Raw genomic sequence first — 21,914 nt, forward strand, 5'->3', positions numbered from 1 at the left:
GATCAACAGAGGGGATTTAATTGATGGCAGATACAAGTTTAGATAAGTTAGCTCAAGAAGTGGGCAAAAGTGTTGATCGTTTAGTTGAGCAATTCAACGAAGCCGGTATTAAAAAAACCAAAGCGGATACCGTTTCAGAAAAAGAGAAACAACAGCTATTGGATTTTTTGAAGAAACAGCACGGTGGTGACGCCGCGCCAACCAAAATGACATTACAGCGCAAAACGGTTTCGACCCTAAGTGTGTCAGGTTCTGGTGGACAATCAAAAGATGTCAAAGTAGAAGTTCGTAAAAAACGTACTTTTGTTAAACGTGAAGATACCGACATAGCAAAACAAGAAGCGGAAGCAAAAGCCAAAGCTGAAGAAGAAGCTAAGTTAAAAGCTGCTGCTGACGAAAAAGCTAAAGCAGAAGCTAAGGCAAAAGCCGATGCTGATGCCAAAGCGAAGGCGGCTAAAGAAGCTGAAGCTAAGGCGAAAGCGGCTAAAGCACCAAAAGCTGAACCTAAAGCAGATAAGCCTTTAGATCCAGCAGCACAAGCAGCAAAAGAAGAAGCTGAGCGTATCAAAGCGACTCAAGAAAAAGTATTGACCCAGAAGCAAAAAGAAGAAGCAGACAAAGCCGCTGAAAAAGCGCGTAAATTGGCTGAAGAAAACTCTAAGCGCTGGGCTGAAGAAGAACGTCAACGTATTGAAGCCGAAAAGAATGGCGATCACCATGTGACCACATCTAAAGTAGCACGTGCTGCTGAAGATAGCTCAGATATGGATGATGAAAAACGTGGTCGTCGTGCACGCAATAAAAACACCAACAAAAAACGTGGTGGAAAAGATGCCCGTGATGGACGCGAAAGACATATGCGTCGTAACACTGCACCTCAATCTATGGCGCATGGCTTCAATAAGCCAGTTGCTGCCGTGACGCGTGATGTTCGTTTAGGTGAAACGGTTACTGTTTCTGAACTTGCACATTTGATGGCAGTGAAAGCAACTGAAATCATCAAGCAAATGATGAAAATGGGTTCAATGGTTACGATTAACCAAGTACTTGACCAAGAAACAGCACAAATGGTAGCTGAAGAAATGGGTCATAAAGTTGTTCTGCTTCGTGAAAACGAACTTGAGCATCAAGTACTTCAAGACCGTGATGATAACGTTAAGTTAGAAACGCGTGCACCAGTTGTTACCATTATGGGTCACGTTGACCATGGTAAAACTTCGTTACTTGACTACATCCGTCGTGCAAAAGTTGCTGCTGGCGAAGCCGGTGGTATTACTCAGCATATCGGTGCTTATCACGTTGAAACTGAAAACGGTATGATCACCTTTTTAGATACACCAGGTCACGCCGCGTTTACTTCTATGCGTGCTCGTGGTGCTAAAGCAACGGATATCGTTATCCTTGTAGTTGCTGCTGATGATGGTGTTATGCCTCAGACTATTGAAGCTATTCAACATGCTAAAGCCGGTAACGTGCCATTAATCGTTGCGGTTAATAAGATGGATAAGCCTGAAGCGGATCCAGATCGTGTTAAAAGCGAACTATCTCAGCACGGTGTTATGTCTGAAGATTGGGGCGGAGATAACATGTTCGTTCACCTTTCAGCTAAAACAGGTGAAGGTGTTGATGAACTGTTAGAAGGTATCTTACTTCAATCTGAAGTATTAGAGCTTAAAGCTGTTCGCGATACTATGGCTGCAGGTGTTGTTATTGAGTCGCAGCTTGATAAAGGTCGTGGTCCAGTTGCAACTATTCTTGTTCAAGAAGGGACTTTACGCCAAGGTGATATCGTTCTTTGTGGATTAGAATACGGCAAAATCCGTGCAATGAAAGATGAAAATGGCAAGCCAATTACCGAAGCGGGTCCATCTATTCCTGTTGAGATTTTAGGTCTTTCAGGTGTGCCATCTGCAGGTGACGAAGCCACAGTTGTACGTGATGAACGTAAAGCTCGCGAAGTAGCACTATACCGTCAAGGTAAGTTCCGTGACGTGAAACTTGCTCGTCAGCAGAAGTCTAAATTAGAGAACATGTTCGCTAATATGACTGAAGGCGAAGTTCAAGAGTTGAACATCGTACTTAAAGCAGACGTTCAAGGTTCTTTAGAAGCGATTTGTGATTCTTTACAAGGCTTATCTACTGAAGAAGTTAAAGTGAACATTATTGCTCGTGGTGTTGGTGCATTAACTGAAACTGATGCAACTTTAGCTGCAGCTTCAAATGCTATCATGGTTGGTTTTAACGTTCGTGCTGATGCGCAAGCGCGTAAAACAATCGAAACAGAAAGCGTTGATTTACGTTACTACAGCATCATTTATAACCTAATTGATGAAGTACGTGCTGCAATGACTGGTATGTTAGCTCCTGAGTTCAAGCAAGAGATCATTGGTCTTGCTGAAGTTCGTGATGTATTCAAGTCACCTAAACTTGGTGCTATTGCAGGTTGTATGGTTACTGAAGGTATCGTTAAGCGTAGCGCGCCAATCCGCGTATTACGTGAAAACGTTGTTATCTATGAAGGCGAGCTAGAATCTCTACGCCGCTTCAAAGATGATGCACAAGAAGTGCGTAATGGCATGGAATGTGGTATCGGGGTTAAGAATTACAACGATGTGCGCGTAGGCGACCAAATCGAAGTATTCGAAACCATCGAAGTAGCTAGAACGCTATAATATGTGAAAGGGCGGCATTAGCCGCCCTTTTTGATTCAATGACTCAGGTGGGTTAATTATGGCAAAAGAATTTAGTCGCACACGTCGAATTGGACAGCAACTTCAGCAAGAACTCGCGATGGTACTTCAACGCGATATGAAAGATCCTCGCATCGGCTTTGTCACTGTCAATGACGTAGAAGTCTCGCGTGATTTAAGTTATGCCCGTGTATTTGTTACTTTTTTCGAAGAAGACATTACGCTAGTTGAACAGAAAATTGCCGCATTAACAGCAGCAGCGCCTTATATCCGCACCTTGATTGCTGGGCGTATGAAGTTACGTGTAATGCCAGAGCTGCGTTTTATGTACGACAGTTCATTAGTTGAAGGTATGCGCATGTCTAACCTTGTTAGCCAAGTCATTACTAAAGACAAGCAGAAACAGCAAGACAGTGGTCGTGCTGATGAAATAGACCAAGACGAAACCCAGGAGAAAGATTAATGGCTCGTCGTCAAAAAGGTCGTTTTATCGATGGTATTGTTTTATTAGATAAAGGTACTGGCATCAGCTCTAACCATGCTTTACAGCGGGTTAAACGGTTTTTTAATGCCAATAAAGCTGGGCATACAGGTGCGTTAGATCCCTTAGCGACAGGCATGTTGCCTGTCTGCTTAGGCGAAGCCACCAAGTTCTCTCAGCATCTGCTTGATGCTGATAAGCGTTATACCGTTATAGCCAAACTTGGCCAACGTACTGATACCAGTGATTCAGACGGCGAAATTGTTCAAGAGCGTGAGATTAACTTCACTCAAGAACAATTACAGCAGGCGTTAGAACACTTTCGTGGTAATACCATGCAAGTACCGTCCATGTTTTCAGCCTTAAAGCATCAAGGGCAACCATTATACAAGTATGCACGAGAAGGGATTGAAGTCCCGCGTGAAGCAAGACCTATATCGGTTTTTGAATTGAACTTTTTAGGTTTAGAAGGTGATGAGTTAACGCTGGATATTCACTGCTCTAAAGGCACTTATATCCGGACCATTATTGATGATCTTGGGGAAATGTTAGGCTGTGGTGCTCATGTTATTATGCTGCGTCGTACTCAGGTTGCAGAGTATCCGTATGAGAAAATGGTAACGTTAGCACAACTTGAAGCTTTGATAGAGTCGGCGACTGAGCAAGGTATTCCTGCGAGTGAGTTGTTAGACCCACTATTGTTGCCAATGGATACCGCTGTCGCGAATTTCACTGAGATAAACTTGCCTGAAACCATGTTGTATTACGTCATGCAAGGGCAGGCAGTACAGGCCTCAGGTTTAAAACCCAATGAGTTAGTGCGGATCACTATTGGTGACGAACGTAAGTTTGTCGGTATTGGCAGTATGAATGATGATGGTCAACTTGCACCGAAACGTTTAATTGTTATTCGTTCTGAAGATAGCGTGACATCAGCTGATTAATTTGATCTGTTTGCATGATACAAGATTAATTTGTATTGCTCTAAAGGCTATTTCTAGTTAGAATGTCGCGCCTCCTTTAGCTGAGTTAGTGATCGGCTAAAGATTATTTATATTTATTTTGGAGATACACATGTCACTAAGTGCTGAAGCTAAAGCAAAAATTCTAGCAGAATTCGGTCGTTGCGAAAACGATACTGGTTCAACTGAAGTTCAAGTTGCTTTATTAACTGCTCAAATCAACCACCTTCAAGGTCACTTTAAAACGCACATTCACGACCACCACTCACGTCGTGGTTTGTTACGTATGGTTAGCGCTCGTCGTAAGCTTACTGCTTATTTAAAGCGTACTGACGTTGCACGTTATACTGCGTTGATCCAGAAGTTAGGTTTACGTCGTTAATACGATTTTGACTTGCTAAAGCAAGTTGAAAACGTTAAAAAAGGAGGCTTAGCCTCCTTTTTTGTTGCCTAAATTTTAAATCATATCTTTAAATCATATCTTAATTATTTGCGCACTTTCAGTGGCTATGTATTTGCTTTCAAACTCATCTAAAGGCAAAGGTTTGCTGTAAAAGAACCCTTGGCCAATAGGACAATCATTTTCTCTTAGCCAGTTTAGTTGCTCCTCATTTTCAATGCCTTCGGCGACAATGGATAAATTTAATTGTCTTCCCAACATCAAAATAGTGGATGCTATTGCACTGTCATGGGGTAAGTCGCTGACAAAGGCGCGATCAATTTTCATAGTAGTGATAGGTAGATGTCGTAGGTACGATAATGATGAATAACCAGTACCGAAGTCATCAACAGCAATACCGAATCCAGCAGATTTTAATTGCTCAAGCTTGGCAATTGCCTGCTCAATATCATTCATTAAGGACGTTTCTGTTATTTCGATTTCTAATAATTCTGGTCTAATTTGATAGCGCAATGCCAACTGTTTTATATCAGGCACTAAGCTGGCATCTGCAAATTGTTGTGAAGCCACATTAACTGCTATAGGTATGGCGTAGTTATATTTTTTCTGCCAATCTCTGAGGGTCTTACAGGTTTGCTCTATTACCCAACGTCCAATCGGTATGATAATACCCGTTTCCTCTGCCACAGGAATGAATGACATTGGGCTAATAATGCGTCCATCTTTTTGCCAGCGGATCAGGGCTTCACAGCCAATCACTTTATTGGTATTGATGTCGAGTTTTGGTTGGAAAAATAGTACGAACTCATTGTTTTTCAGAGCGTCATGTAATGAGGCTTCGGTACGAAGTCTGACCGCAGCGCGCTCAGTCATCTGTTCTTTAAAGAAGGCCCACTGATTAGAGCCCGCTGCTTTGGCGCTATACATAGCAATGTCAGCATGACGAATTAAGTCTTCAGCACTGTTACCATCATCAGGGTAAATGGAGATCCCTATTGATGCAGCTGGATGTATCGTATGTTCATTCAACTGAAGTGGGGTGTTAAGTTGCATTAATAGCTTATCGACGAAATCAGCGGCCTGATCCGGACTTTGAATATCATCTGCCAACACCACAAATTCATCACCACCTAATCTAGCGACGCTGCCCTTGTCACCGACTACGCGCTCAAGAATTCGCGCTATTCGGGCTAAAAATTGATCTCCAAGCGCATGTCCCAAAGAATCATTGACGTTTTTAAATCTATCTAAATCAATAAACAGTAGAGCAAAATTGCGTTTATGCACCCGTGAGCGTTGAATTGTCACATTAAGCGTTTCTAGTAATAACGTTCTGTTGGGCAAACCAGTGAGAGGATCGCGGGTTGCCATTTTACGAAGTTTATTTTGTGTTTGGCTAAATTGAAGCAGGATCTGATTAAATTTACTGGCTACCAAGCCTAATTCATCGTCTTTATGGGCTTTAGAAATTGGCAACAAGTTTTCGTCTGGTGAGTCTGGATCAATTTTATCAATAGCTTCGCTGATCCGTGCAATTGGCTGAGTTAGGAAACGATGGAATACTACAGTCAAGACTAAGGTTAATAATAATGCGCGAGCGAGAGTGGCGATAAAACTCAGTTGCAATTGATCAAAAAGGTGAGTGGTTAATTTTTGAGTGTCATAAAATATGGTCAGACTACCAATTAACTGCTGCTTCTTGCTACCTTCAAAATAAAATGGTCTGTACAGAGGACGTGATATTTCCTTCAAATCACCAAAAAGTCTATTACTTAAAATTACATAGTTTTCAGAGAAGTCTTCGCCTTCATTTAAGGCGTTAACAAATAAAGTACCATCATCAAGCTCTAATGAAACCGATCCAATATTATCAACTTTAATGATACCGTCTAATGTTTGTTGGGCCAGTTTATCGTCCAATGCCCATACAGCATTGGTTGTAGTTTGTTCGACAGAGTTGAGCAGTTCTTGTTGTGAACTGGTCAATTGCTGCTTGGTGGTCACTACAACTAACGCAATTTCCACAACAAAAATCGCGATAGCGAAAAAAAGTGCTGTGAACACGACCAGATTAGTTTGTTTCCATGTTAAGGATTTAAATCTTGGTGTCATTTTTTATTCCGTGTCCTTGATGACTTATTAAGTAAATTGCCAATTTTTTTATGTGTGTTAGTAAGGCAAATACTCTCGTGTTTTTAGAAGCATAACAAGTTGAATCATAGTAAAGAAAATGCTAATTAGCCAAACTAACTCTAGTAAAATTAACCAAGCTTGTCACCCCTATTTTTGAGATAAATGCTTAATGCTGATTAATTGGCTATTTGTTTAAGTAACTATGCATTCATCTTCGTTAAAAACACAATATTTTATAGAGATATAATGTATTTTAAGACTTGTTTTAAAACATAAAAATTAATTTTTTCAACAAGTGTTAAGTGTCTATTTAACTATTGAATCTATTTGCAGTATACTTGTGCGCGTAATTTAAAGGTCATTAATTAAGGAATGGGTCACGTGAATCCAATTGTAAAGAGTTTTGAGTATGGTCAACATACTGTCACCTTAGAAACTGGTGTTATTGCACGTCAAGCTGATGCCGCTGTATTAGCAAGCATGGGTGATACAACAGTATTAGTCACTGTTGTAGGAAAAAAAGTGGCTGATTTAAGCCGTGACTTCTTCCCATTAACAGTTAACTACCAAGAAAAAACCTATGCAGCGGGTAAAATCCCTGGTGGTTTCTTTAAGCGTGAAGGTCGTCCTTCAGAAGATGAAACTCTGATCGCACGTCTAATTGACCGTCCTATTCGCCCTTTATTTCCTAACGGTTTTAAAAACGAAGTTCAAGTTATCATTACTGTTGTCTCGGTTGATCCACAAATTGAGCCAGACATTATATCAATGATCGGTACTTCAGCAGCGCTTGCTATCTCTGGTATTCCATTCAGTGGTCCACTAGGTGCTGCTCGTGTAGGTTACTTCAACGGTGAATATTTATTAAATCCAACAGTTGACCAGCTTGCTGAAAGCGACTTGAACTTAGTTGTTGCAGGTACTGAAAGTGCAGTGTTAATGGTTGAATCAGAAGCCAAATCATTAGCCGAAGAAATCATGCTAGGTGCCGTGACTTATGGTCATGACCAGCAACAAGTTGTTGTTAACGCCATTGCTGAATTTAAAGCTGAAGCGGGTAAGCCTACATGGGATTGGACTGCTCCAGTTCAAGATCAAGACTTAGTTGCTAAAATTAAAGATTTAGCAGAAGTAGGCATGACAGAAGCTTACCAAATCGAAGTTAAGCAAGACCGTTATGCGCAAGTTGGGGTTGTTAAAGCCGCTGCTAAAGCTGCATTAGTTGCTGAAAATCCAGAAGTTGATCAACGTGAAGTTGATAACTTACTTGGTAGTTTAGAGAAAAAAGTCGTTCGTGGTCGTATTATTAGTGGTAAACCGCGTATCGATGGTCGTGAACCAGACATGATCCGTGCTCTAAGTGTATTAGCTGGCGTACTGCCTCGTACTCATGGTAGTTCATTATTTACCCGTGGTGAAACACAGGCATTAGTGACTTGTACTTTAGGTACTGAGCGTGATGCTCAGAAAATTGATAGCATTATGGGCGAACGTACAAATCGCTTTATGCTTCATTATAACTTCCCTCCGTATTCTGTTGGTGAAACAGGTATGGTTGGTTCACCTAAGCGTCGTGAAATCGGTCACGGAAAATTAGCGTGGCGCGGTATGAACGCTGTAATGCCTTCAGCTGAAGAATTCCCGTACAGCATCCGTGTGGTTTCAGAAATTACTGAATCTAACGGTTCAAGCTCAATGGCTTCAGTATGTGGTACTTCACTAGCACTTATGGATGCGGGTGTTCCTATCAAGTCTTCTGTTGCTGGTATTGCGATGGGTCTAGTTAAAGAAGGTGACGATTTCGTTGTTCTTTCTGACATTCTTGGTGATGAAGATCACTTAGGTGATATGGACTTTAAAGTAGCCGGTACGCGTGATGGTATTACTGCATTGCAGATGGATATCAAAATCGAAGGTATCACTAAAGAAATTATGGACATCGCTTTGCAACAAGCATATGGCGCTCGTGTTCATATTCTTAACGTGATGGACCAAGCTATTGGTTCACACCGTGATGATATTTCTGACCATGCTCCACGTATTACGACTATCAAGATCAACCCTGAGAAGATCCGTGATGTGATTGGTAAAGGTGGTGCAACTATTCGTGCTCTTACAGAAGAGACGGGTACCACTATTGAACTAGATGACAACGGTACAGTAAAGATTGCTTCTAACAATGGTGAAGCTACCAAAGAAGCTATCCGTCGTATTGAAGAAATCACTGCAGAAGTTGAAGTGGGTCGTGTTTATAACGGTAAAGTTATCCGTATCGTTGATTTCGGCGCATTTGTTAACATTCTTCCTGGTAAAGACGGCTTAGTGCATATTTCACAAATTAGTGATGAGCGCGTAGCTAATGTATCTGACCATTTAGAAATGAACCAAGAAGTTGCTGTTAAGGTAATGGAAGTGGATCGTCAAGGTCGCGTACGTTTATCAATTAAAGAAGCACAAACTAAAGAAGCTGCTGAATAAGTTGCCAATTTAGGCTTTTGTATTGAATGATAAAAAAGGAGACCATTTGGTCTCCTTTTTTTTAGTTTTTTTGCAAATTTAGCCAATAGCAAATAGCACTAATTCTGCTAGGTTGCTATGATGCTGATTATTATTGAACCTGATTAGAGTAAAGTGGATGGAATTTAAATTACGCACCACGTTTGTAGCCATTATGGCAGGTGCTAGCTTGTTGCTTTCAGGCTGTGCAGCGACATCGGGTTCAAATGATGCTGCTTCAGGGCAAATGGTTGTTGCCCCGGTGATGCCTGATTATAAACTTGAAGTGACCTTGGCCAAATTAAATGAGATTTTGGCAACAATGGAACTGACTGATGAGCAGCGAGCGCGATTCCATTATGATCGAGGCGTTATTTACGATAGCGTTGGTTTACGTTTATTAGGTCGAATTGACTTTCATCAAGCGCTGAAGTTGCAGCCTAATCTTGCCGATGCTTATAATTTCCTTGGGATTTATTACACTCAAGAGGGTGAATTTGAAAGTGCCTATGAAGCATTCGATGGGGTATTAGAGCTCGCGCCAGAATATGATTACGCATTTTTAAATCGTGGTATCGCTTTATACTACGGTGAGCGTTATGAATTAGCTGTTCAAGATATGCAAGACTTTTATGATCGTGACCCATCAGATGGTTACCGTGCGTTATGGCTTTATTTGATGTCATCACAAATGAATAGCGATTCCGCTTTAACGGCATTAAGTAGTCAACGCACCCAACTTGCAGATAACTCTTGGCCGAGTGTTTTGGTCGATTATTATCTTGGAAAATTATCTAAACAGCAGGTTTTTTCAGCTGCAAAAGTGGAATTGCGTGATCCTAAAGAATACGCTGAGCGCTTATGTGAAGCTTATTTTTACTTAGGTAAACGTGCTGAAGAACTGGGTCAGTATCAAGATGCAGCTAATTATTACCGTTTAACTTTAGCGACAAATATTTACGATTTTGTTGAGCACAGGTATGCACGTATTGAGCTTGCAAAAGTTAAACAGATCCTCGAACAATCTCAAAAATCCTAAACGGCAGTTTGCCTAGCCAAGTTAACCGATAGGCGCTATAATTTGCGCCTTTTTTAGCATCAAGTGCAAAGGTTACCATGTCAGGCATAAATGTTGAGGTCGATAAACGTCGAACCTTCGCCATCATTTCCCACCCGGATGCGGGTAAGACAACAATTACTGAAAAAGTATTGTTATTCGGTCAAGCAATTCAAGTCGCGGGTACGGTTAAAGGTCGTGGCTCTAAGCAGCACGCTAAATCTGACTGGATGGAAATGGAAAAAGATCGTGGTATTTCTATTACTACATCTGTGATGCAATTCCCTTACCGTGAATGCCTTGTCAATCTACTTGATACACCAGGTCACGAAGACTTCTCTGAAGATACCTATAGAACGCTTACAGCGGTTGACTCATGTCTAATGGTCATAGATGCCGCAAAAGGTGTAGAAGACCGGACACGTAAATTAATGGAAGTGACACGTTTGCGTGATACCCCCATTATTACTTTCATGAATAAATGTGATCGCGATATTCGTGATCCTATGGATGTCATGGATGAAGTCGAAAATGAACTGCAAATTGCTTGTGCGCCTATTACTTGGCCAATTGGTTGCGGTAAATCATTTAAAGGTGTTTACCATATCCACCGCCAAGAAGCGATTTTATACCAAAGTGGCCAAGGTCACACGATCCAAGAAGTGCGTTTAGTTAAAGGGATCGATAACCCAGAGCTAGATAAAGCCATTGGTAGCGAGTTAGCTGAGCAATTGCGTGAAGAGCTTGAGTTGGTTGTAGGGGCTTCCCATGAATTCGACCTAAATGCCTTTTTAAAAGGTGAGTTATCGCCTGTGTATTTCGGTACGGCATTAGGTAACTTTGGTGTTGACCATATGCTAGATGGTCTTGTTGAGTGGGCGCCAAAGCCACAAGCTCGAAATACCGATGTGCGTGAAATTACTGCTAAAGATCCTAATTTTTCTGGGTTTATCTTTAAAATTCAGGCAAACATGGATCCGAAGCACCGTGACCGTGTTGCATTTATGCGTGTGGTATCTGGCAAGTATGAAAAAGGCATGAAAATGCATCATGTGCGCATTGGCAAAGATGTGCGTATTTCAGATGCCTTGACCTTTGTGGCGGGTGATCGCGAGCAGGTTGAAGAAGCTTATCCTGGAGATATCATTGGCTTGCACAACCACGGTACCATTCAAATTGGTGACACTTTTACCCAAGGTGAATCGCTTAAATTTACCGGTATTCCTAACTTCGCCCCTGAAATGTTCCGCCGTATTCGCTTAAAAGATCCATTGAAGCAAAAGCAATTACTCAAAGGTTTGGTTCAGCTTGCTGAAGAAGGTGCTGTACAGGTATTTAGGCCGTTAGATTCTAACGACCTAATTGTCGGTGCCGTTGGTGTGCTGCAGTTTGAAGTGGTTGTTGGTCGTTTAAAGAGTGAATACAACGTTGAAGCTATTTATGAAGGTATCAGCGTGTCAACGGCTCGTTGGGTATATTGTAAGGATGAGCGTAAGCTAGAAGAGTTCCGCCGTAAGTGTAGCCCTAACTTAGCGCTAGATGGTGGCAATAATTTAACTTATATTGCACCGACAATGGTTAACCTTAACCTCTCAAAAGAGCGTTACCCTGATGTTGAGTTTGCTACAACACGCGAAAATTAATACTTTTTGAGCTAGGCTTACTTAAACTTTTAAAGGCAGTGAAGACTGCCTTTTTTATACCCTCTTTTTGAGTAAATTATGATGAAGCAAACCTTTTTCGACTCCCATGCGCACTTAGACTTTGAAGAGTTTGATCAGGATCGCCAAGCATTATTCCTTAAAATGAAAGCTCAAGGGATTGATAAGGTATTAATACCCGGGGTAAGTCCTGACCGATGGTCACGTCAGTTAGACATTGCCAATCAATATCAATGTTTTTTCGGATTGGGGATCCATCCTTGGTTCATACCTCAAGATCTTATGCAAGCCATGGTCAAACTAGAACAACAAATTATTAATAATCTGACCAACCCTTTGTTTGTAGCTATTGGTGAGTGTGGTTTGGATAAACTGCGTCCAAATTTTTCAGCACAAATTGATTTATGTTACCAACAGTTGATCTTGGCAAAAAAATATCAACTGCCAGTAATAATCCATGCGGTAAAATGCCATTCTGAATTAATTGCTTTATTAGCCAAAACAAAGTTAACCCAGGGCGGGGTCATACATGGATTTTATGGCAGTGTGGAGGTGGCAAAGCAGTATCAATTTTTAGGATTTAAACTGGGTATCGGTGGTTTGATACTTAACTCTTCTGCAAAAAAACTTCACCAAGTCGTTACTGAACTCCCATTGGAAACCTTCGTGATCGAGACTGATTCACCCAGCATGGCACCATTAAATTCAACCGAAAAACGCAATACACCGATTATTTTACCTTCAATTATAGAAAAAATTGCTTTTTTGCGTAAAAAATCAACTGTTCCTATATTAGAACAGGTTAATAAAAACACTTTGCAACTATATGAGCTTTAATAATTTTTTTTAAAACGAAGCCTATTTTGCAAAGTTATCTAGCGTAAATATCTGAAACTAAACTCTAAAAGTTTGATCAAAACGACGCTTTTCCTCAAATGCTCGGTTATAATCTGTTTCGGAAATAAGGTGAGTTAACAACATTAATAAGAACTGTTAACAATTAAATAAGGGTGATGTTTAATGGATATAATTATGAGTTTAGTAGGGGTGGTCACCCTACTTGCGATAGGTTTCTTACTATCGACAAATAAAAAAGCTATTAACGTACGTACCGTAGGTGGCGCTTTAGCAATTCAAGCGTTCTTTGCTGGTTTCGTATTGTATGTTCCAATTGGTCAACAAGTATTAGGCGGTGTTTCAACTGCTGTTGCTGATGTAATTGGTTATTCTCAAGCGGGTATCAACTTCCTATTTGGTGGTTTAGGTACTGACGCAATGTTTGGTAATGGCGTTGGCTTCGTATTCGCGGTTCGCGTATTACCAGTAATCATTTTCTTCTCTTCATTAATCGCGGTTCTTTACTACCTAGGCATCATGCAGGTGGTAATTAAGTTCATCGGTGGTGGATTACAAAAAGCACTTGGTACTAGCCGTACAGAGTCTATGTCTGCAACTGCAAACATCTTCGTAGGCCAAACTGAAGCGCCTTTAGTTGTTCGTCCTTTCATTCCTACAATGACTAACTCTGAGTTATTCGCAATCATGGTTGGTGGCTTAGCTTCAATCGCTGGTGCGGTATTAGCGGGTTATGCAGGAATGGGCGTTAAAATTGAGTATTTGGTTGCTGCATCATTTATGGCTGCACCAGGTGGCTTAATGATGGCTAAGCTAATGCACCCAGAAACTGAACACACCAACAACGACATGACAGACTTACCAGAAGATACTGATAAGCCTGCAAACGTGATTGATGCTGCTGCATCAGGTGCGGCGTCTGGTATGCACTTAGCGTTAAACGTTGGTGCTATGTTACTTGCTTTCGTTGGTTTGATTGCAATGGTTAACGGCATGCTAGGTGGTATTGGTGGCTGGTTTGGTTTTGAAGGTCTATCACTAGAGTTAATTCTTGGTTACATCTTTATGCCTTTAGCTTTCTTAATCGGTGTACCGTGGAGCGAAGCTATGGTTGCAGGCTCTTTCATCGGTCAAAAGATTGTCGTTAACGAATTTGTTGCTTACTTAAACTTTGCTCCTTACCTGAAAGACGTTGCTGATGGTGGCATGCTAGTTGAAGCTACAGGTCAAGCTATGACTGATCGTACTCAAGCGATTATCTCTTTTGCACTGTGTGGTTTTGCTAACTTATCTTCAATTGCAATTCTGTTAGGTGGTCTAGGTGCAATGGCTCCTAGCCGTCGTCATGATTTGGCTAAGTTAGGCGTGCGTGCGGTTATCGCTGCATCATTAGCTAACTTAATGAGTGCGACACTTGCTGGTTTATTCTTAGCGATGTAATTGCTAGATATTCATAGGAAGCGGGCTTTACAGGCGCTAAGCCGTAAAGCCCGATATTTGAGATTACGTTGTCATAATGATTGGCGTTAATCCACCAGTTTCCAAAGTACAAAATCGTGATGATTGAATTAAAGTATTGAGTTTCAAGTACTTTCAATTATTACATTTAGAGTGACACTAGTTGTGTTGTTGACATGTTGCAATAAAGTCGCGACATTGTTCACAGAATAGAATTTAGTATTCGTTTTTTTGCTGGTTTAATATTGTGATTTACAACAATAGCGGTAAAATACGTGTGCTTAAAGACAAAGCTGTCCTTGAAGATAGCCAAACAATGATAAATGGGGTTGATGATGAAAAACGTTAAAACTTTAACTTTAATTGCTGCAGCAGTAGCTGCAATGACAACTGGTACAGTACAAGCTGAACAATTTTATGGTTTTGCTAGTGTTTCTGTAAACTACCTAGATTGGACCGATAAAGCAGAAGAACGCTCTAACGGCGGCTATGGCGGCGCTAAAGAAGATTTCGTTTATTTAGAAGTTGAAGGTGGTGCTGGTTATTCTTGGGGTGATGTATACGGTTTTATCGATTTAGAAAATCCACAAAACATCAATACTTCAGACCGTGATTTCAGTGGTAGCCCAGTAACAGACTCGTTCCGTGTCGCTGCAAAAGGTTCTGTTGCGGTAAATATCGGTGAATCTAACTGGAACTTCTATAACCATATCTACAGCTTAACTGTTGCTGGTGAAGGTTTCTTTGACCAAAACCTTGTAACGGGTGTTAGCTATGACATCTTTACTGATTCTGGTTTTTGGATTAAGCCTTTCTTAGGTTTACATTATGAAAACCAAACTTTCTCAGGTTCAGGTTTTAACGGTTACATGGCTGGTTGGGTACTTGGTTACAACTTCAAGTTAGGCGGTCAGGATTTCATGGTTACTCAATGGCATGAAACTGAGTTTGCTCGTGAAGATCAGTTCCGTAGCAATGGTACTCAATATACTTTAGATTCTGTAGGACATAATGGTGCAGTTTCACTATGGTGGAATGCAACTAAAGAGTTTACTGCAGGCGTACAATACCGTTATGCTGACCAAAAATTAGGTACAGCAGCATATCACGATGGTGTTATTTTCACTGCTAAGTACAACTTCTAATTGTGCTTTGGAGCCATGCTTGCATGGCTCCACTTTATTCTTACTAAAGGGCATTCTCTAAGTTTCAATGTCTTTTGTTAAGCATAAGTAAAACGCGCTAAAATGGATTTTTCGCGGAAATTGTTAGAATAATTATTTATTTTGCCTTTTCCGGTCTTCAAGGATTCAAGTCGTGGTACTCGTTATCAGATTGAATACTTAGGTTAGTAAATCATTTCTATTTACTGGCAATATATGAAGACTCGGCCATAACTATAATCATATGCCACTTCACTTTGTTGCCCTGACAAAAATTATCTACTGATTTTATTTACGGAGAGCAAAAATGACTGATTTAAAAAAAGCGGCACAAATGGGTATTTCTCTAATGGACTTAACCACTTTGAATGACGATGATACCGATCAAAAAGTCATCGATCTATGCCACAAAGCCAAAACGCCTGCAGGTAATACCGCCGCGATTTGTATTTATCCTCGTTTTATTCCTATTGCACGCAAAACCTTGAATGATCTTGATTGTGAAGACATCAAAATCGCGACAGTGACTAACTTCCCACACGGTAATGACGATATTGCAATTGCCGTATTAGAAACGCGTGCAGCGGTGGCTTATGGTGCCGATGAAGTTGATGTTGTTTTTCCATATCGTGCATTAATGGCTGGTGACGAAACAGTGGGTTTTGAACTTGTTAAAGCCTGTAAAGAAGCCTGTGGCGATGAAGCCATTCTAAAAGTGATCATTGAATCTGGTGAACTAAAAGATCCAGCATTAATTCGTAAGGCTTCTGAACTATCTATTGATGCAGGTGCTGATTTCATTAAAACATCGACTGGTAAAGTGCCGGTTAATGCCACACTAGAAGCAGCCGAGATCATGTTAACAGTGATCAGTGAAAAGAATCGTAAAGTTGGTTTTAAACCGGCTGGCGGCGTTAAAGATGCTGCCAAAACGGCTGAATTTTTAGCGGTAGCAGCGAGTATTTTAGGTGAAGAATGGATTACTCCAGACACATTCCGTTTTGGTGCCTCTAGCTTGCTAAACAGTTTATTACATACATTAGAATTAGCTGAAGCGCCTAAGCCTAATCAAGGCTACTAATTCTAATTAATGTTGTAGCTGAGGTTTATTTTCTTTTAGACAATAAGCCTCATCGCTACAGATATTTTCGGCGATCCCACTCTAGTTCACAATGGATTGCCTAGATGGAGGTTATATTATGTTCCTCGCACAAGAAATTATCCGTAAAAAGCGTAATGGTGAAGCACTCTCTACTGCAGAAATTCAATTCTTTGTAAACGGCATCACTCATAACACTGTCTCAGAAGGCCAAATAGCGGCCCTCGGTATGGCGGTGTATTTCAATGATATGAACATGGACGAGCGAATTGCACTGACATCTGCAATGCGTGATTCTGGCACTGTCCTTGATTGGCGTGGTTTGTCTTTAAACGGTCCGATTATTGATAAGCACAGTACTGGTGGTGTAGGCGATGTAATTAGCTTGATGCTTGGCCCTATGGCTGCGGCATGTGGCGGTTATGTCCCAATGATCTCAGGCCGTGGTTTAGGTCACACTGGTGGCACTTTAGATAAGTTTGACGCCATTCCGGGTTATCAAACTGAGCCCTCTAGTGAATTATTCCGTAAAGTTGTAAAAGAAGCTGGTGTGGCTATTATTGGTCAAACTGGTGATTTAGTTCCTGCCGATAAACGTTTTTATTCAATTCGCGACAACACAGCAACGGTTGAGTCAATTTCATTAATCACAGCGTCAATTTTGTCTAAAAAGCTTGCAGCAGGCTTAGATGCTTTAGCAATGGATGTCAAAGTCGGCAGTGGTGCATTCATGCCAACCTATGAAGCATCTGAAGAGCTTGCTAGAAGTATTACAGCTGTTGCTAATGGCGCTGGGACTAAAACTACAGCCTTATTAACTGACATGAACCAAGTACTGGCATCTTGTGCTGGTAACGCGGTTGAAGTGCGTGAAGCAATCAACTTCTTAACGGGTCAATATCGCAATCCTAGATTGTATGAAGTTACGATGGGCTTATGTTCAGAAATGCTTATTTTAGGCGGTATTGCACAAAATGATGCTGAAGCTCGTACTAAACTAAATGCTGTATTAGATAACGGTAAAGCCGCTGAGATCTTCGGTAGAATGGTTAGTGGCCTTGGTGGGCCAAGCGATTTTGTTGAAGCATACGACAAGTATTTACCGCATGCACAAATTATTCGTCCAGTCTACGCAAGCCAAGTCGGCTTTGCGCACAGTATGGATACGCGAGAATTAGGTTTGGCAGTGGTTACTTTGGGCGGCGGTCGCCGCAAACCAGGTGACGCATTAGATTACAGCGTAGGGTTGACACAAGTGTGTGCTCTAGGCGATGCAATTAGTGCAGATAAGCCACTTGCCATGATCCATGCTCAATCTGAGCAAGCATTTGAAGAAGCGGCAGCAGCGGTTAGAGGCGCTATCCATATTGGTGATACGCAACCTGAAAAAACACCTGAAATATACCGCTATATTCGTGCTGAAGATTTATAGGAGTTAGGTATGAAACGTTCAATCATATTAATGTTAGATTCATTTGGTCTTGGTGCTGCGGCTGATGCAGACAAGTTTGGCGATGTAGGTTCAGACACGTTTGGACATATAGCGAAAGCCTGTGCAGAAGGCTTGGCTGATGTGGGTCGCCAGGGACCATTAAAATTGCCTAACTTAGCCCGTTTAGGTTTAGGCCATGCGGGCTTTGAATCTACCGGTCAGTTTGCAGCAGGTTTTGCTGACAATGTTGATGTTATTGGGGCTTACGGTCATGCCGAAGAATTAAGTTCTGGTAAAGACACGCCAAGTGGTCACTGGGAAATGGCAGGTGTTCCTGTGCTTTATGAATGGGGATATTTCAGTGATTTGAAGAACTCATTTCCAAAAGAGCTAACAGATAAAATTCTAGCCCGTGCTGGTTTGGATGGGTTTTTAGGCAATTGTCATGCATCTGGGACGACAATTTTGGAAGAAATAGGCTTAGAGCACATGAGTTCTGGTAAGCCTATTTTCTATACCTCTGCTGATTCAGTGTTCCAAATTGCCTGTCATGAAGAAACTTTCGGGTTAGAGAATTTATATCGCCTGTGTGAAATAGCCCGTGAAGAACTTGAGCCGTATAACATTGGTCGCGTTATTGCGCGTCCATTTATAGGTACTGGCCCTGCTGATTTTGCTCGCACAGGTAATCGTCATGATTATGCGGTTCAACCGCCTGCGCCAACAGTACTAGACAAGTTAAAAGAGGCCGGTGGTGAAGTAGTAAGTATCGGTAAAATTGCTGATATTTATGCTAATTGCGGGATTACCCAACAATATAAAGCGACAGGTCTTGAGCAACTGTTTGATGCTACCTTAGAGCAGGTTAAACGTGCCGGTGACAATACGATTGTATTTACTAACTTTGTTGATTTTGACTCTCACTATGGGCATCGCCGCGATATCGCAGGTTATGCTAAGGCGCTTGAATATTTCGACTCACGTTTACCTGAGTTGTTAGCTATTTTATCTGAAGATGACTTTCTTTTGCTGACCGCAGATCACGGTTGTGATCCAACCTGGAAAGGCACTGAGCATACTCGCGAACACGTGCCTGTTTTAGCTTATGGCGCAGGATTAAAGGCAGGTTCATTAGGCCGTCGTAAGTCATTTGCTGACATGGGACAGTCAATTGCAAGCTATTTTAAGTTAGAACCGATGGAATATGGTGAATCTTTTATAAACTAGTCACATTTTCGAACGACGGTTCTATATAAAGTTTAATACGTTTGTTAAACTATCAACATTATTAAGCGGTATCAAATAAAATAGAAACATAGGGGTTACAACATGGCTACACCACATATTAATGCCGTAGAAGGCGCGTTTGCTGAAACAGTTCTTTTTCCAGGAGATCCATTACGTGCTAAGTATATTGCAGAAACATTTTTAGAAAATGTTGAGCAAGTTACTGACGTACGTAACATGCTTGGTTTTACTGGTACATATAAAGGTAAGCGTATTTCTGTTATGGGTTCAGGAATGGGTATTCCATCTTGTTCTATCTATGCCCACGAGTTAATTAAAGAATACGGCGTTAAAAACTTAATCCGTGTTGGTACATGTGGCGCAATTAGTACTGATGTAAAAGTACGTGACGTGATTATCGGTATGGGGGCATGTACTGACTCTCAAGCTAACCGTTTACGCTTTAAAAACCAAGACTTTGCTGCAATTGCCGATTATAGCCTATTAAGTGCTGTTGTTGATTCAGCGAAAGCACATGGTACCAAAATTCAAGTGGGCAACGTTTTCTCTGCAGACTTGTTCTACACGCCAGATCCAGAAATGTTTGATGTTATGGAAAGAATGGGCGTGTTAGGCGTCGAAATGGAAGCTGCTGGTTTATATGGTGTTGCGCATGAATTAGGTGCGAAAGCATTATGTGTTGTCACTGTGTCTGACCATATCCGTACTGGTGAAAAAACCACTTCTGATGAGCGTCAAACCACCTTTAACGATATGATCGTTATGACTTTAGATGCAGCATTAACACTTTAATGTGGTAAAAGCTTTAATAAAAAATGGGCGCTAATAGCGCCCATTTTTGTATGTTATTTTTGGGTTTCATTCTGGTCAGTGGCTTCTTGCGCTGCAAAATGCTTCTTAAACTGTTTAATCCGTGTTTTACGACGTTCAAAGTCTGCTCGTTTGAATGATAATGCACGTGACAGCAGAAAGCCGATAAAGCAAGCTGTCACTAACATCCACTTTAATAACTCCATATTTTTTTGATGTAAATATTTGATTTCATCAAAAAAGATACTCAGATCTAAACGTACTTCAACATAACCCAAATTGTTCTCTTGCTGCATCACATTTTCAATTAATGGCGGATAACTTGCCAGTAATTGACGTAATGCTTCTGAATCAGGTCCTAAGTCATCAGTTGTTACCGATTGAGCGAAAGCGAGTCTTACCCCTTGAGCATTATAAATATTAACCGACATGACTTTAGGGTCTGCAACCAAAGTTGAAGCTAGCCATTGCAGTTGTTCATCATTTTGCAAAAACATCGCTGGAGCGGCACCGTTTGCCGCCTGTTGGGCAAGGGTTCTCGCCATCAACTGCGTTTGTGAACTCAGCAGTTTTTGACCGTTTTTCAAGCTATTTTGCCACAGGTTGATTAGTCCAAATACTAAACCTATGGCAAGAATGACTTGAATGATCCTGCTAATTTTTTGTCTTTTCTTTAGACCTTTAACAAAAATCACTTTAATCCTTAGTCATTTTTCTATTTAATGAAACGCTTGCAACAGCGCCTGACTGCCATTTTTCAATGGTTTGTGGTGTGGAAATTATATTAATCTAAAAACTCATCAGTAGATAGTTGTAATCAAAGAGGTTCGACCCATGCTCAATCCTAGTACAGCATCACCATCGGCAAGTGCAGTCAATAAGAATGGAGATACTATTCTAACGTGGTTGTTGTCATCCTCGAAAAACGATTATCAGCATAATGGCTTATTATGCCAGCGTTATAACGAGTCAGACTATCATAATCAGATAGCGCCATTGTTTTGTGAACGCATTCGAGTGGTGTTTGAGCAATCTGTTCAACAACACATCGATATCTGGTTAGCGTCATTATTGGTTAATGCGAGTTTTTCAGTACTTGCGCGGAGCAATGACTTAATTGGGATTGAAATTGCGACACAAAAGCCGCTTGATGAACTGATTGCACTATTCGAGCAAACGCTCACTCAAGAAGGATTAGCCGCAGAGTTATTAGTCATTACTGAACCATTACCATTGCTTTATCAAAAGGGCTTGTTGGTGATGGATATGGATTCAACTGCAATTCAAATTGAATGTATTGATGAGTTAGCGGTTTTGGCTGGTGTCGGCGAAGAAGTCTCAGCCGTAACAGCCAGTGCGATGCGTGGCGAATTAGATTTTGAACAAAGCTTGCGACTACGTGTTAGCAAGTTAGCTGATGCTGATGCGGCTATTATTGATACCCTGTGTAAAACCTTGCCTTTGATGCCAGGTTTAACCGCTTCTTTGGAAGAACTACAAACAAATCAATGGCGAGTGGTAGTGGCTTCTGGTGGCTTTACGCCATTCGTTAATCACCTTATGCATCAGTTGAAGCTAGATGCGGCTTTTGCTAATGAGTTAGTCATTGAAGAGGGCAAACTGACGGGACAGGTGACAGGTGAGGTTGTTGATGCGAATTACAAAGCGAATGTCATCGGCAAGTGTGCTCAAAAGTGGCAAATAGACGCGGGGCAAGTGGTAGCTATCGGAGATGGTGCAAATGATATCCCGATGATCCAAGCCGCTGATTTAGGCATTGCATTTCATGCTAAGCCGAAATTAATCGCGGCGGCAAATTTAGCGGTTAGTCAGCTAGATCTGCGTGCGTTAGTCTTTTGCTTGCAAGGGTAAAATCTCAGGCTGGTTGTTTTCGAAAATAACTCAGGCATAAATAGTCGCTATTGGTCTCAAGTCTATCCTGTTTACTCCAAATTATTTTGGGGTAAAC

General features: G+C 41.2%; 17 protein-coding genes. 15 read left to right on the forward strand and 2 right to left on the reverse strand.

Annotated elements, in window-relative coordinates; translation table 11 throughout:
- The first annotated feature begins 23 nt into the window (after positions 1-23).
- The 4 genes from infB to rpsO all read left to right on the forward strand — a co-directional run bounded on the left by infB (position 24) and on the right by rpsO (position 4,515).
- On the forward strand, positions 24-2,672 hold the full coding sequence (gene infB / locus IEY03_RS06650; RefSeq protein WP_188840571.1) for a translation initiation factor IF-2: 2,649 nt from the start codon (positions 24-26) through the stop codon (positions 2,670-2,672).
- Between the two features lie 58 nt (positions 2,673-2,730).
- A complete protein-coding gene (gene rbfA, locus IEY03_RS06655) occupies positions 2,731-3,153 on the forward strand; it encodes a 30S ribosome-binding factor RbfA (RefSeq protein ID WP_188840572.1) in 423 nt (140 codons plus the stop codon).
- Entirely contained in the window at positions 3,153-4,115 is a 963-nt protein-coding gene (truB, locus tag IEY03_RS06660) for a tRNA pseudouridine(55) synthase TruB (protein ID WP_188840573.1), read from the forward strand. Before rbfA ends, truB begins: the two co-directional genes overlap by 1 nt.
- Before the next feature lie 130 nt (positions 4,116-4,245).
- Positions 4,246-4,515: a 30S ribosomal protein S15 gene (rpsO, locus tag IEY03_RS06665; RefSeq protein WP_188840574.1), complete on the forward strand. Its 270-nt coding sequence runs from the start codon at positions 4,246-4,248 to the stop codon at positions 4,513-4,515.
- 93 nt (positions 4,516-4,608) lie between these two features.
- On the opposite strand, the gene IEY03_RS06670 is transcribed toward rpsO, so the two are convergent.
- Positions 4,609-6,645: a putative bifunctional diguanylate cyclase/phosphodiesterase gene (locus tag IEY03_RS06670; RefSeq protein ID WP_188840575.1), complete on the reverse strand. Its 2,037-nt coding sequence runs from the start codon at positions 6,643-6,645 to the stop codon at positions 4,609-4,611.
- Positions 6,646-7,047: 402 nt separating this feature from the next.
- On the opposite strand from IEY03_RS06670, the gene pnp reads away from it, so the two are divergent.
- From pnp to deoD, 10 genes are all read left to right on the forward strand, one after another.
- Positions 7,048-9,144: a polyribonucleotide nucleotidyltransferase gene (pnp, locus tag IEY03_RS06675; protein WP_188840576.1), complete on the forward strand. Its 2,097-nt coding sequence runs from the start codon at positions 7,048-7,050 to the stop codon at positions 9,142-9,144.
- 157 nt (positions 9,145-9,301) lie between these two features.
- Positions 9,302-10,201, forward strand: a complete 900-nt coding sequence (gene nlpI / locus IEY03_RS06680) for a lipoprotein NlpI (protein ID WP_188840577.1) — start codon at positions 9,302-9,304, stop codon at positions 10,199-10,201.
- Between the two features lie 77 nt (positions 10,202-10,278).
- Positions 10,279-11,862: a peptide chain release factor 3 gene (gene prfC, locus IEY03_RS06685; RefSeq protein ID WP_188840578.1), complete on the forward strand. Its 1,584-nt coding sequence runs from the start codon at positions 10,279-10,281 to the stop codon at positions 11,860-11,862.
- 78 nt (positions 11,863-11,940) lie between these two features.
- On the forward strand, positions 11,941-12,717 hold the full coding sequence (locus IEY03_RS06690) for a TatD family hydrolase (RefSeq protein WP_229778220.1): 777 nt from the start codon (positions 11,941-11,943) through the stop codon (positions 12,715-12,717).
- Positions 12,718-12,900: 183 nt separating this feature from the next.
- Positions 12,901-14,175, forward strand: coding sequence for a NupC/NupG family nucleoside CNT transporter (locus tag IEY03_RS06695; protein ID WP_188840579.1), 1,275 nt, complete (start codon positions 12,901-12,903; stop codon positions 14,173-14,175).
- Between the two features lie 353 nt (positions 14,176-14,528).
- Positions 14,529-15,338, forward strand: coding sequence for an outer membrane protein OmpK (locus IEY03_RS06700; protein WP_188840580.1), 810 nt, complete (start codon positions 14,529-14,531; stop codon positions 15,336-15,338).
- A gap of 325 nt (positions 15,339-15,663) precedes the next feature.
- On the forward strand, positions 15,664-16,437 hold the full coding sequence (gene deoC / locus IEY03_RS06705; protein WP_188840581.1) for a deoxyribose-phosphate aldolase: 774 nt from the start codon (positions 15,664-15,666) through the stop codon (positions 16,435-16,437).
- Between the two features lie 118 nt (positions 16,438-16,555).
- Positions 16,556-17,887 carry a thymidine phosphorylase gene (gene deoA, locus IEY03_RS06710; protein WP_188840582.1) on the forward strand — a complete coding sequence of 444 codons (1,332 nt, stop codon included), beginning with the start codon at positions 16,556-16,558 and terminating at the stop codon, positions 17,885-17,887.
- A 9-nt stretch (positions 17,888-17,896) separates the two neighbouring features.
- Positions 17,897-19,114: a phosphopentomutase gene (locus IEY03_RS06715; RefSeq protein ID WP_188840583.1), complete on the forward strand. Its 1,218-nt coding sequence runs from the start codon at positions 17,897-17,899 to the stop codon at positions 19,112-19,114.
- A 102-nt stretch (positions 19,115-19,216) separates the two neighbouring features.
- Entirely contained in the window at positions 19,217-19,927 is a 711-nt protein-coding gene (gene deoD / locus IEY03_RS06720; RefSeq protein WP_188840584.1) for a purine-nucleoside phosphorylase, read from the forward strand.
- Between the two features lie 53 nt (positions 19,928-19,980).
- Here the strand turns inward: deoD and IEY03_RS06725 are convergent, their stop codons facing one another.
- Entirely contained in the window at positions 19,981-20,640 is a 660-nt protein-coding gene (locus IEY03_RS06725) for an AhpA/YtjB family protein (protein WP_188840585.1), read from the reverse strand.
- Positions 20,641-20,779: 139 nt separating this feature from the next.
- Here IEY03_RS06725 and serB point away from each other — a divergent pair, with 139 nt between their 5' ends.
- Positions 20,780-21,817 (forward strand): phosphoserine phosphatase SerB, encoded by a 1,038-nt coding sequence (gene serB, locus IEY03_RS06730; RefSeq protein WP_188840586.1) that lies wholly within the window; start codon positions 20,780-20,782, stop codon positions 21,815-21,817.
- The last annotated feature ends 97 nt before the right edge of the window (positions 21,818-21,914 follow it).

Origin of the sequence: Shewanella aestuarii (assembly GCF_014647215.1) — a bacterium.
In the GTDB taxonomy this organism is placed as follows: Bacteria; Pseudomonadota; Gammaproteobacteria; order Enterobacterales; family Shewanellaceae; genus Shewanella; species Shewanella aestuarii.

What these genes read in the sequence shown, in the direction of transcription:
- nlpI (WP_188840577.1), top strand. Translation starts at nt 9,302, where the DNA reads ATGGAATTTAAATTACGCACCACGTTTGTAGCCATTATGGCAGGTGCT.
- IEY03_RS06695 (WP_188840579.1), top strand. Translation starts at nt 12,901, where the DNA reads ATGGATATAATTATGAGTTTAGTAGGGGTGGTCACCCTACTTGCGATA.
- deoC (WP_188840581.1), top strand. Translation starts at nt 15,664, where the DNA reads ATGACTGATTTAAAAAAAGCGGCACAAATGGGTATTTCTCTAATGGAC.
- truB (WP_188840573.1), top strand. Translation starts at nt 3,153, where the DNA reads ATGGCTCGTCGTCAAAAAGGTCGTTTTATCGATGGTATTGTTTTATTA.
- infB (WP_188840571.1), top strand. Translation starts at nt 24, where the DNA reads ATGGCAGATACAAGTTTAGATAAGTTAGCTCAAGAAGTGGGCAAAAGT.
- IEY03_RS06715 (WP_188840583.1), top strand. Translation starts at nt 17,897, where the DNA reads ATGAAACGTTCAATCATATTAATGTTAGATTCATTTGGTCTTGGTGCT.
- IEY03_RS06700 (WP_188840580.1), top strand. Translation starts at nt 14,529, where the DNA reads ATGAAAAACGTTAAAACTTTAACTTTAATTGCTGCAGCAGTAGCTGCA.
- prfC (WP_188840578.1), top strand. Translation starts at nt 10,279, where the DNA reads ATGTCAGGCATAAATGTTGAGGTCGATAAACGTCGAACCTTCGCCATC.
- deoA (WP_188840582.1), top strand. Translation starts at nt 16,556, where the DNA reads ATGTTCCTCGCACAAGAAATTATCCGTAAAAAGCGTAATGGTGAAGCA.
- deoD (WP_188840584.1), top strand. Translation starts at nt 19,217, where the DNA reads ATGGCTACACCACATATTAATGCCGTAGAAGGCGCGTTTGCTGAAACA.
- rpsO (WP_188840574.1), top strand. Translation starts at nt 4,246, where the DNA reads ATGTCACTAAGTGCTGAAGCTAAAGCAAAAATTCTAGCAGAATTCGGT.
- rbfA (WP_188840572.1), top strand. Translation starts at nt 2,731, where the DNA reads ATGGCAAAAGAATTTAGTCGCACACGTCGAATTGGACAGCAACTTCAG.
- IEY03_RS06670 (WP_188840575.1), bottom strand. Translation starts at nt 6,645, where the DNA reads ATGACACCAAGATTTAAATCCTTAACATGGAAACAAACTAATCTGGTC.
- IEY03_RS06690 (WP_229778220.1), top strand. Translation starts at nt 11,941, where the DNA reads ATGATGAAGCAAACCTTTTTCGACTCCCATGCGCACTTAGACTTTGAA.
- serB (WP_188840586.1), top strand. Translation starts at nt 20,780, where the DNA reads ATGCTCAATCCTAGTACAGCATCACCATCGGCAAGTGCAGTCAATAAG.